Below are 11193 nucleotides of genomic sequence, written 5' to 3' on the forward strand. Positions count from 1 at the left end.
TGAATCCGCACCGGCAGAGCAATTATTCAAATTGTTCGGCTTTACCGTGGAAAACGTAGTGGCGAAAGCAAAAGAGATTTTGTAATTAAATCTTAATGTATTTTAGTTCCGGGCATGCTGACACGCCCAATAGATAAATTGAAAAGGAAAAATTATGTCACAATTAGAAACTTTAAAAAAAATGACCGTAGTCGTTGCCGACACAGGTGATATCGAAGCCATTAAACAATATCAACCGCAAGATGCTACAACAAACCCATCGTTAATTTTGAGTGCGTCCGCATTACCGCAATATGCTTCTTTGATTGATGAAGCGGTGGCTTACGCTAAAGCTCAAAGTCATGATAAAACACAACAATTGATTGATGCTGAGGACAAATTAGCCGTCAATATCGGTTTGGAAATCTTAAAAATCGTACCGGGACGGATTTCAACGGAAGTGGATGCACGTTTGTCTTATGATACACAGGCAACCGTGGAAAAAGCGAGAAAACTTATCGCTCTTTACAACGCAGCCGGTATTGCCAATGAGCGTATTTTGATCAAAATTGCCTCTACCTGGCAAGGTATTCGTGCCGCAGAGATTTTGGAAAAAGAAGGCATTAACTGTAACTTAACCTTGTTATTTTCTGAAGCACAGGCACGTGCTTGTGCGGAAGCGGGAGTGTATTTGATTTCTCCGTTTGTGGGGCGTATTTTAGACTGGTATAAAGCGAATACAGATAAAAAAGAATATGCTCCGGCAGAAGATCCGGGCGTAATGTCTGTAACTAAAATCTACAACTACTACAAACAATACGGCTACGAAACTGTGGTAATGGGGGCAAGTTTCCGTAACGTAGGTGAAATTACCGAGCTTGCGGGTTGTGATCGTTTAACCATCGCACCGGGCTTATTAAAAGAATTACAAGAAAATTCCACCGCACTTGAGCGTAAATTGTCTTACACCGGTGAAGTGAAAGCACGTCCTGCTCCGATGACGGAAGCGGAATTCTACTGGGAACACAATGCAGATCCGATGGCAGTGGATAAATTAGCGGAAGGCATCCGTAAATTTGCCGCAGACATTGAAAAATTAGAAGCGATGCTTTTAAGTAAATTGTAATAATAGAATTTTAATTGATGAAAAGGCTATGGTTTGAGTGGGCAATAAATGCCCACTTTTCTATTCATCGTTTATCATTCCACCAAGGAAAACCGCAGAAAATCTACAAAGTGATTTGCCCAATGTATTTCATGATGAATTTCGTTTGCCATGATCTTCAGACGAATGTTATCCACCGGATGACCACAACGCAGCAACGCTTGATAGTAATGCAAAGTACAATCAATATACGCCTGATTCATATTTGAAATAAACAGCGAATCCATATCATCGCCTTCGTTGGTGCCTACCTGAATAAACACTTTCGTATCCTGATAAACGGGGTGATTATGCATATAAGCAATAAAATCCTGCTCGCTAAACCAAGACGCCAACGAGAATACGCCCAGGTGCCCGAAGACCTGTGGATAGGCGGCCCCCATATAAGCAGTGATAATCCCCCCCATAGAACTGCCGGCTAACAGCGTATACTCGCGTTCCGGTTTGGTTCGATAAATTTTATCGATAAAAGGCTTCACGATCTCCACCACCCATTGGCCATATTCCATGCCCATGCCACCGGCATTAGTGGTTTCCGGCGTGGAACCCGTATTGGTTTGCCAAGGGCCGTATTCGTCCAATCGTTTTTCACCGGCATTATCAATGCCGACAATAATCAATTTGGGAAATTCGCGATGGTTCTTAATGGTCGGAATAATTTTCCACGAATAACCGGAATACGATTCCTTGCTATAAAACACGTTCTGACCGTCGTGCATATACACGACCGGATAGCGTTGCCAATCTTCATGATAATAATCTTTCGGTAACAGCACACGTACTCGACGCATATGATCATAGTACGGCACATAAAGAAAATGTTCTTCCATCTGAAGATAATGGTGATTGAATTTCATAAACTGCGTAAAATCCTGTTGTAAAAAAATTGTGATAATTTTAGCAGATTTGTCCAACGGCATGTGAAGAGAATTAATGGTCGAATGGAAAAAAGCCCTACGGAGCAGAACTTTTGGAAATGGGATTACAACGACAAACGGTCATATTCCTCTAATTTTTTGCGAATCCGTACCACTGCAAAACAAGCCGCCTGAATATAATTTAAGCGGCTTTTTTTTAGTTTGTTACGCGTTCGATAAGTTGTGACAGACCTTGTTCGTCATAGGTTTCAAAAGCTTTATCGTTCATATTGTTAATGGCAAGATTGTTTGACGCAAGGCAACCATAAGATTCCAACTTATTTTTCGTAAAGTTAGAGCGGGATGCCGAACTGGAATTGTTCAGGCTAATAACGCCGATGGTGGCATCATTACATTCATGTTTGTTAATAAACACCAAATTATAGCCGGATTCGCGGATATAACCCGTTTTACTAATCGCAGCATCAAACAGTTCTTCGCGCACTAACTTATTGGTATTTTGTATAAATACGTTTTTGCGATTAGTGCGAATATAAGCGGCACGCGTGTTCGACAGCGTTTTTAGTTCCGGTTTGTAGAGAGAATATTTCGCCAATTTAACCAGATCCATCACGCTGGAAACATTATGGCTGGACAGCCCCGAACTGTCGCTAAAACGTGTGGAACGCATGCCTAATTCGCGTGCTTTTTGATTCATTTTCTGAATAAACTGCGTGCGGCTCATGCCTGCCGAACGTGCCAGTGCGTGTGCGGCATAGTTATCCGAATGAACGAACATCGCTTTTAATAGCTCCGAACAGGCAATCGGCGTGTGTTTGGGCAATTTCGTGCCGGTGCCTTTGATATAGTCATAATCGTCTTCAGTAATCGTGGCAGTACAATGCTTATTTTTATTGTTCTCCAAGAATACGTTTGCGGTCATCAATTTAGTGATGGATGCAATCGGCAATACACTATTCGGCGAACGGCTTTCCAATACGCGATCATGCGTAAAATCATACACCACATAAGCTTGTGCCATTACCATGGACGGAAGTGATAAAAAGAAAGAAAGTAGCAGCGATTTTTTAAACATTTTTGATACTGAGTAAAAAAAGAACAACCCGGCTATTATAACGACTTTTGTGTCGGCATTCTAGCGATTATATTTTTTAGAAAATGCCACCTAAGCACAATGCTCAGACGGCATTAAAACTCTTTCAAAACCCACCGCACTTTTGCATAGGGTTTCTCAATATTTATACAAATTGCTCAATAATGGTATTAAACACGGCACTTGGTCGCGTAGCCTGAGCGGCTTTATCTGCAATCGGTGCATAATAACCGCCGATATCAGCCGGTTGACCTTGAACTTGGCTTAGTTCATTCATAATAGCCGTTTCGTTGGCTTGCAGCGCTTGAGCAAGCGGTGCGAATTGTTGTGCCAGTTCGCTGTTCTCAGATTGTGTCGCTAAGGCTTCCGCCCAGTACATAGCCAAATAGAAATGGCTACCGCGGTTATCTAATTCGCCCGCTTTGCGTTTTGGCGATTTATCGTTTAACAATAATTTTTCTGTAGCTTGATCTAAGGTGTTCGCCAAGATCTGTGCTTTTTTATTGTCGGTTTTATTGGCTAAATGTTCAAAAGAGACCGCTAAAGCCAAAAACTCGCCTAAAGAATCCCAACGCAGATGATTTTCTGCTAGGAATTGTTGCACGTGTTTTGGTGCGGAACCGCCCGCACCGGTTTCGAATAAACCACCGCCGTTCATTAACGGTACAATAGATAACATTTTCGCACTGGTTCCCAATTCTAAAATCGGGAATAAGTCCGTTAAGTAATCCCGCAACACATTACCGGTTACACTGATGGTATCTTGACCGGCTTTAATACGGGTGAGAGATAATTCCGTGGCTTCCGCTAACGGTAGAATACGGATATCCAAGCCGTTGGTATCCAGTTCAGCCAAGTAAGCATTTACTTTTTTGATTAATTCGCTGTCATGAGCACGCTGCGGATCAAGCCAGAATACCGCAGGCATTCCGCTTAAACGGGCACGTTCCACCGCTAACGCCACCCAATCTTTGATCGGTGCATCTTTGGTTTGACAAGCACGCCAAATATCGCCCGCTTCTACATTATGGCTCAATAGCACATTGCCCTGCTCGTCTTTCACTTCCACCACACCGTCGGCTTGAATTTCAAAGGTTTTATCGTGGCTGCCGTATTCTTCCGCTTTTTGTGCCATTAAGCCTACATTCGGCACTGTTCCCATTGTTGTGGGATCAAAAGCCCCGTGTTTGCGGCAGAAATTCACCACTGTGTCATAAACCGCAGCGTAAGTGCTGTCAGGAATAATAATTTTGGTATCTTGCAGTTTGCCGTCTTTATTCCACATTTGACCGGATGTACGGATCATCGCCGGAATAGACGCATCAATAATCACATCGCTTGGTACGTGCAGGTTAGTGATTCCTTTATCACTGTTTACCATTGCTACATCCGGATTAGCGGCGTAAATGTCATTGATACATTGTTCCACTTTAGCTTTGATAGATGGCTCAAGCTTATCCAATTTCGTCAATAAATCGCCGAAACCGTTATTCACATTCACACCCGCTGCGGTCAGTTCTGCCCCGAACTGCTCAAATACCGGTTTAAAAAAGGCTTTCACGGCATGACCGAAAATAATCGGATCGGAAACTTTCATCATCGTGGCTTTGACGTGCAAGCTGAACAACACACCTTTGGCTTTTGCATCGGCCACTTGTTGTTCAAAAAACTGCACTAAGGCTTTTTTCTGCATTACGGTCGCATCTAAAATTTCACCGGCAAGCAATGGTAATGGCTTACGCAATGGCATGCTGTTACCATTTTTATCGGTAAATACAATATTCACCGTAGTGGCTTGCGGCACAGTAATGGATTTTTCATTGTGGCAAAAATCACCGCTCGTCATTGTAGCAACGTGGGTTTTGCTTTCTTTCGACCATGCTCCCATAGAGTGTGGGTATTTTTTCGCGAAATTTTTCACGGCTTTCGGGGCTCGGCGGTCAGAGTTGCCTTCACGTAATACCGGATTCACCGCACTGCCTTTCACTTTATCATAACGGGCTTGAATTTCTTTTGCAGCATCGCTGCTTACATCAGTAGGATAATCCGGAACGGCATAGCCTTTTTCCTGTAATTCTTTAATCGCAGCTAACAGTTGCGGCATGGATGCGGAAATATTCGGTAATTTAATCACATTGGCATCGGGCTGTTTCACCAATTCACCTAACTGTGCCAAGGCATCGGGCACTTTTTGTGTATCTGTTAAATAATCGGGAAATTGAGCCAAAATACGGCCGGCGAGAGAAATATCACTGGTCACAAATTCGATATCCGCACTTTTGCTGAAAGCTTTGATAATCGGTAATAATGAATGAGTGGCGAGCATTGGTGCTTCGTCGGTGTAGGTATAAACGATAGTTGAATTTGCCATAAGAGATTCCTTTTGTTTTTTGTTGCGTTTGTGAAGTAAAATCTACACGTTATTCCTACTTAGTTTCAAGTAATTTTAACAATTTTTATGCAATTTATATGTTTATGTTAAAATTCAGCTAATAATTTCAAAATATCCGCGATTATACGCAAACACTTCTAATGCTACCCAGAAAATTATCGAAAACCTACCGCACTTTTATGCAGTTTTATCCTTTAACACGACCATCTTCACCGCGTAATTTGCCTTCCAGAGAACGCTTAAATCCTGCGGCCAGCGGGGCATAGGCAAGTGCGGTATGAATCAGCGAAATTTTGCTTAAACTGTTGTCAATCAGCAGTTGATTCAGTGACATTACGGTTAATTCCGGATGTCCCTGCCGCTTTAATATCACAGCATCGCCGCGGTGAATTTGACCTTCCTGTAAAACCCGTCCATACCAACCCGTCAAACCATGAACAAAAATCGTTTCTTTCATATTTTCGTTATGCGTATTTTTTGATAAACGGCTGCAAGGTCGGCGTGGCTGACAAATTTCAATAAGGCAGTCGCCGATTTGATACACATCACCGATTCGCACATTTTCTTCGTTCAATGCCGACAGCACCAAATTTTCGCCATAAATTGCCGTGCCCTGATAATCAAACTGAGCACCGGTTAATCGGTTTAATTTTTCAAACGTATCCGCAGCCATAAAAAATACGGCTTTATCCACACCGCCATGATGTGCTTTAAGCCCTACATCATTGCCTTGTGGTCCCAGTGTTGTGATAAACACTTTATCCACCGGCTGCTTACGAATAGCACTCTCAAATTGCGTACCGTCATCAAAGGTAAGTAATGTCGGTAATCCGATTTTAATTTGTAATACTTTGGCATTCATTCTCGTTGCACTCCTGTATAAATTCGTCATTATTATATACCTCCGCAACCTAAAGTGCGGTAGAAAAAAACAAAATTTTGACCGCACTTCAGCCATAAAAAAACCGCTTCTTAGTTGAAGCGGTTTAGTCTGATCACAAAAACAGTTACAGAATATTTTTAAACTCTTCCATCACAGCTTTCGGCCATACACTGGATTGCACTTCACCGATATGTTTTTTCTGTAACAATAACATTACTAAACGGGATTGACCGATACCGCCGCCGATAGTTTGCGGCAAGCGTCCGTTGATTAAATCTTGGTGCCAATCGAATTGCAAACGCCCCTCGTCGTTAGTTAATGCCAACTGACGGCGTAATGCTTCTTCATCCACACGAATACCCATTGAAGATAATTCGAATGCGCGTTCCAATACCGGATTCCACACTAAAATATCGCCGTTTAAGCCTTTGTATTCGCCTTCGGATGGGGTTGACCAATCATCATAATCCGGTGCACGACCGTCGTGCGGCTTGCCATCGGATAATTTGCCGCCGATACCGATTAAGAACACTGCTCCATATTCTTTACAAATGGCGTTTTCACGTTCTTTATCGTTCATGTTCGGATAACGTTTTACCAAGTCTTCGCTTTGTACAAAGGTGATTTCTTTTGGCAAAAAGGCTTTTAAGCCGAATTTTTCATCAATTGCCGCTTCGGTTTCGCGAATCGCACAGTAGATTTTACGCACGGTATCTTTCAGATATTCCAAGTTACGCATACCTTCCGGCATTACTTTTTCCCAGTCCCATTGATCCACATACACAGAGTGTGTTTGATCTAATGAGTCTTCATCAGGACGCAATGCTTTCATATGCACGAATAAACCTTCCGTCGGTTTGAAACCAAAGCGAGCCAAAGTGTGCCGTTTCCATTTTGCCAATGAATGTACGACTTCGAAAGTACCTTCGATTTTTTTCACATTAACTTGTACCGCTTTTTCAATACCGGAAAGATTATCTTGAATACCATTACCGACTTGACTAAGGATAGGACCTTGCACTTCCACAAGACCAAGATGTTCCGCTAATTTTTCTGTAAATGTGTTCTTCGCAAAAGAAATTTCTTTTTGCTGTAAAATAAATGACTTTTCCATTATTTAACTGACCTTATATTTGTCTATTTTAAAAATCTTGGATATTATTCAATAAAAAACCATAAAAATCCACTAGTTCTTATTGAAAAAACCTTATTAAATGGATATTATTCAAATATCAACATACTTTTTTAAATTAAATACAATATTAACTGAATAAAGGGAGCAACTATGGCCTCAACATCCAATAATCCGACCATTGATCATTTAGATCAGCAAATTTTACGCGTGCTGACCCGTGATGCCCGTACGCCTTATGCCGAAATGGCAAAAAATTTCGGTGTAAGCCCCGGTACAATTCACGTTCGGGTGGAAAAAATGCGTCAATCAGGCATTATTGAAGGCACCAAAATCAAAGTAAACGAACGCAAACTTGGCTATGATGTGTGCTGTTTCATCGGAATTATTTTGAAAAGTGCGAAAGACTATGAAACGGTAATCAAAAAACTGATTGAATTTGACGAAGTGGTGGAAGCCTATTACACCACGGGAAATTATTCTATATTAACCAAAGTCATGACCCATTCCATCGCGGAATTGCATATGGTGCTGGCAACAAAAATTCAGTTGATTGATGAAATTCAATCCACCGAAACCCTGATTTCCATGCAAAATCCGATTTTGCGGGACATCAAACCGTAAAAACCAAATAAAAACGCACCGCACTTTGCGTATTTAATCACAAAAGTGCGGTGCGATTGACGACAATTTTAACCCGTTTTATTTACCGTAATAAGCGCGAGTTAAAATATCTTCCATATCTTCTACCATTGGCAAACGCGGGTTGGCTGGTGAACATTGATCTTCATAGGCCAATAGAGCAACCTCACGACGTGCCTCCATCCAAGTTTTTTCATCGATACCTTGATCTTTGAAGGACATTTTTACACCGACACGTACCGCTAAATCATGGCAGGCTTGTGCAAAGGATTCGACACCTTCTTCCGGTGTAGCACAAGGTAAACCTAAAATACGGGCAATATCTTGGTATTTCACATCGGCTTTATAGTAATTATACTTCGGCCAAGTGGCGGTTTTAGTCGGACGAGTACCGTTGTAACGGATTACGTACGGCATTAAGATTGCATTGGTTCGTCCATGCGGTGTGTGGAAACGACCGCCGATTTTATGTGCCAAAGAGTGATTCATACCCAAGAACGCATTGGCAAATGCCATACCCGCCATCGTGGACGCATTGTGCATTTTTTCCCGAGCTTCGGGATCTTTTTCCTTCACGGATTTTTCCAAATGTTCAAAGACCAATTTAATGGCTTGTAATGCCAAACCGTCGGTAAAGTCATTAGCAAGCACAGATACATAAGCTTCCGTTGCATGGGTCAACACATCCAAACCGGTATCAGCGGCAACATGAGCCGGCACGGTCATCACTAATGCAGGATCCACAATCGCCACCGTCGGCGTTAATGAATAGTCTGCTATCGGATATTTTTTATCGCCCTCGGTGATTACCGCAAACGGTGTTACTTCAGAACCCGTACCCGATGTGGTCGGAATGCCCACAAAGCGGGCTTTGCGACCTAACTGCGGGAATTTAAACGCACGTTTACGAATATCCATAAATTTTTGCACCAAATCGCGGAAATCCACTTCAGGTTGTTCGTAGAATAACCACATAACTTTTGCCGCATCCATTGCCGAACCACCACCTAACGCAATAATCGTATCCGGTTGATAATTACGCAGTAATTGCGTACCGCGACGGACAGTTTCAATAGATGGATCCGGTTCAACATCAGCAAATAACTGATAAGTTACATGATTACCGCGAGCGGTGATTTGGTTGGCAATTTTTTCCACGAAACCTAAATCGACCATTGTGCGGTCGGTTACAATAACCACCCGTTCCATACCTTTCATTGATTGCAGATATTGAATTGAATCCCGCTCAAAATAAATTTTTGAAGGCACTTTGAACCATTGCATATTATTTCTCCGTCTTCCCACACGTTTAATATTTAATAAATTGACCGCACTTACATTGTTGCCTACCGAGTTTTTGCCGTAGGAACCGCAACCTAAAGTCAAAGAAGGGAGGAAAGAGTTATACACATCACCGATACCGCCGAAAGTGGATGGTGAATTCCAAATCACACGAATGGCTTTCACTCGTTCACCGAAAGATTTCGCTAAGTCGGCATCTTTAGTATGGATAGCTGCTGAATGCCCTAAACCGTGGAAATTCACCATGGCTTCAGCCATTTGCACACCTTCTTCGGTGGAAGTGGATTTCAATAACGCCAATACCGGAGAAAGTTTTTCACGGGTTAACGGTTCTTTAACGCCCACTTCTTTACATTCAGCCATTAAAATATTGGTTTTCGGCGGCACTTTAAAACCCGCTTGTTCGGCAATCCAAGCTGCAGGTTTACCCACCACATCGGCATTTAATTTCGCACCGGCACAATTTTTGCTGCTGCCTTTCACACCGAAAATAAATTCTTCCAACATTTCTTTTTCTTTCTTATTCACCAAATAAACGCCGTAAGATTTCATTTCTTTCACAAAATCATCATAGATCTCTTTATCTACGATTGCTGCTTGTTCGGAAGCACACACCATACCATTATCGAAAGATTTGGACATCACAATATCATGCACAGCTTGTTTAATATCCGCAGATTTCTCCACATAAGCAGGCACGTTACCGGCTCCAACACCTAATGCCGGTTTACCGCAAGAATAAGCAGCTTCCACCATGGCATTACCGCCGGTAGCTAAAATAGTGGCAATGCCCGGATGTTTCATTAATGCCCCCGTGCCTTCCATAGACGGTTTTTCGATCCACTGAATACAATTTTTCGGTGCACCGGCAGCCACCGCAGCCTCATAGACCACTCGTGCAGCATGAGCGGAAGATTGTTGAGCGGAAGGGTGGAAAGCAAAAACGATTGGATTACGGGTTTTAAGTGCGATAAGGGATTTGAAAATAGCGGTTGAGGTCGGATTGGTGGTCGGTGTTACACCGCAAATCACTCCAACCGGATCGGCAATTTCAGTAATACCGGTGACATCATCCTCACTGATCACCCCCACGGTTTTCAAATTCCGCATATTGTTCACCACATACTCACAAGCAAACAGGTTCTTGGTCGCCTTATCCTCAAACACCCCGCGACCGGTTTCCTCATAAGCATGCATTGCCAACACACCGTGTTGATCCAATGCGGCAACCGAGGCTTTACCGACAATATAATCCACTTGTTCTTGATTTAATTGACGAAATTCTTCTAACGCCACCAAACCTTTTTCAACCAGTGCATTCACTTCGGCTTGTGCCGGTGATACGGCATTTTCTGCTACGTTACTCATAACGATTTCTCCTAAAGTTTATAAAATTAAAATTTAACTGTGAAAAATTATACCCAATTGGAGTTAGAAACAGTAGCCTGTTTAACTCAGTTTTATGATCTGGATCACGTAAAATAGATTAATTTTTGTTAATTATTTTTTTATTTTAAAAAACAGAAATAACGGGACATTAAAATCAAAAAATGGCTAAAAAGTGCGGTTGGAATTAGAAAAATTATTAAAATAAAAAGGGATTAGCAACTACTAACCCCTATATTGATTTATTAAGATTTAATTACAAAATCTCTTTTGCTTTCGCCACTACGTTTTCCACCGTAAAGCCGAACAATTTGAATAATTGCTCTGCCGGTGCGGATTCG

The 11193-nt window shown here is 42.1% G+C and carries 8 protein-coding genes; 2 read left to right on the plus strand and 6 right to left on the minus strand.

The annotated features are described in order from the left end of the window. Positions 1–154: 154 nt before the first annotated feature. Positions 155–1105, plus strand: coding sequence for a transaldolase (gene tal, locus EDC44_RS12510; RefSeq protein WP_424276118.1), 951 nt, complete (start codon positions 155–157; stop codon positions 1103–1105). 74 nt (positions 1106–1179) lie between these two features. On the opposite strand, the gene EDC44_RS12515 is transcribed toward tal, so the two are convergent. The 5 genes from EDC44_RS12515 to asnA all read right to left on the minus strand — a co-directional run bounded on the left by EDC44_RS12515 (position 1180) and on the right by asnA (position 7504). Continuing rightward, positions 1180–2001 carry an alpha/beta hydrolase gene (locus tag EDC44_RS12515; RefSeq protein ID WP_131979619.1) on the minus strand — a complete coding sequence of 274 codons (822 nt, stop codon included), beginning with the start codon at positions 1999–2001 and terminating at the stop codon, positions 1180–1182. A gap of 217 nt (positions 2002–2218) precedes the next feature. Beyond that, a complete protein-coding gene (locus EDC44_RS12520; RefSeq protein ID WP_131979623.1) occupies positions 2219–3097 on the minus strand; it encodes a D-alanyl-D-alanine carboxypeptidase family protein in 879 nt (292 codons plus the stop codon). A gap of 163 nt (positions 3098–3260) precedes the next feature. Further along, complete coding sequence (locus EDC44_RS12525; protein WP_131979628.1) at positions 3261–5486, minus strand: NADP-dependent isocitrate dehydrogenase; 2226 nt, start codon at positions 5484–5486, stop codon at positions 3261–3263. 208 nt (positions 5487–5694) lie between these two features. Next, positions 5695–6399 (minus strand): MOSC domain-containing protein, encoded by a 705-nt coding sequence (locus tag EDC44_RS12530; protein WP_243647949.1) that lies wholly within the window; start codon positions 6397–6399, stop codon positions 5695–5697. A 115-nt stretch (positions 6400–6514) separates the two neighbouring features. Then, a complete protein-coding gene (asnA, locus tag EDC44_RS12535) occupies positions 6515–7504 on the minus strand; it encodes an aspartate--ammonia ligase (protein WP_131979634.1) in 990 nt (329 codons plus the stop codon). 171 nt (positions 7505–7675) lie between these two features. Between asnA and asnC the strand changes: the two genes are divergently transcribed. Further along, positions 7676–8146, plus strand: a complete 471-nt coding sequence (gene asnC / locus EDC44_RS12540) for a transcriptional regulator AsnC (protein ID WP_131979637.1) — start codon at positions 7676–7678, stop codon at positions 8144–8146. A 78-nt stretch (positions 8147–8224) separates the two neighbouring features. Here asnC and adhE read toward each other — a convergent pair whose 3' ends face one another. After that, positions 8225–10834 carry a bifunctional acetaldehyde-CoA/alcohol dehydrogenase gene (gene adhE / locus EDC44_RS12545; RefSeq protein WP_131979640.1) on the minus strand — a complete coding sequence of 870 codons (2610 nt, stop codon included), beginning with the start codon at positions 10832–10834 and terminating at the stop codon, positions 8225–8227. Positions 10835–11193 lie beyond the last annotated feature (359 nt).

This window comes from Cricetibacter osteomyelitidis, from assembly GCF_004340985.1.
Classification (GTDB): Bacteria; Pseudomonadota; Gammaproteobacteria; order Enterobacterales; family Pasteurellaceae; genus Cricetibacter; species Cricetibacter osteomyelitidis.

What these genes read in the sequence shown, in the direction of transcription:
- asnA (WP_131979634.1), bottom strand. Translation starts at nt 7,504, where the DNA reads ATGGAAAAGTCATTTATTTTACAGCAAAAAGAAATTTCTTTTGCGAAG.
- asnC (WP_131979637.1), top strand. Translation starts at nt 7,676, where the DNA reads ATGGCCTCAACATCCAATAATCCGACCATTGATCATTTAGATCAGCAA.
- EDC44_RS12515 (WP_131979619.1), bottom strand. Translation starts at nt 2,001, where the DNA reads ATGAAATTCAATCACCATTATCTTCAGATGGAAGAACATTTTCTTTAT.
- EDC44_RS12520 (WP_131979623.1), bottom strand. Translation starts at nt 3,097, where the DNA reads ATGTTTAAAAAATCGCTGCTACTTTCTTTCTTTTTATCACTTCCGTCC.
- EDC44_RS12530 (WP_243647949.1), bottom strand. Translation starts at nt 6,399, where the DNA reads ATGACGAATTTATACAGGAGTGCAACGAGAATGAATGCCAAAGTATTA.
- EDC44_RS12525 (WP_131979628.1), bottom strand. Translation starts at nt 5,486, where the DNA reads ATGGCAAATTCAACTATCGTTTATACCTACACCGACGAAGCACCAATG.
- adhE (WP_131979640.1), bottom strand. Translation starts at nt 10,834, where the DNA reads ATGAGTAACGTAGCAGAAAATGCCGTATCACCGGCACAAGCCGAAGTG.
- tal (WP_424276118.1), top strand. Translation starts at nt 155, where the DNA reads ATGTCACAATTAGAAACTTTAAAAAAAATGACCGTAGTCGTTGCCGAC.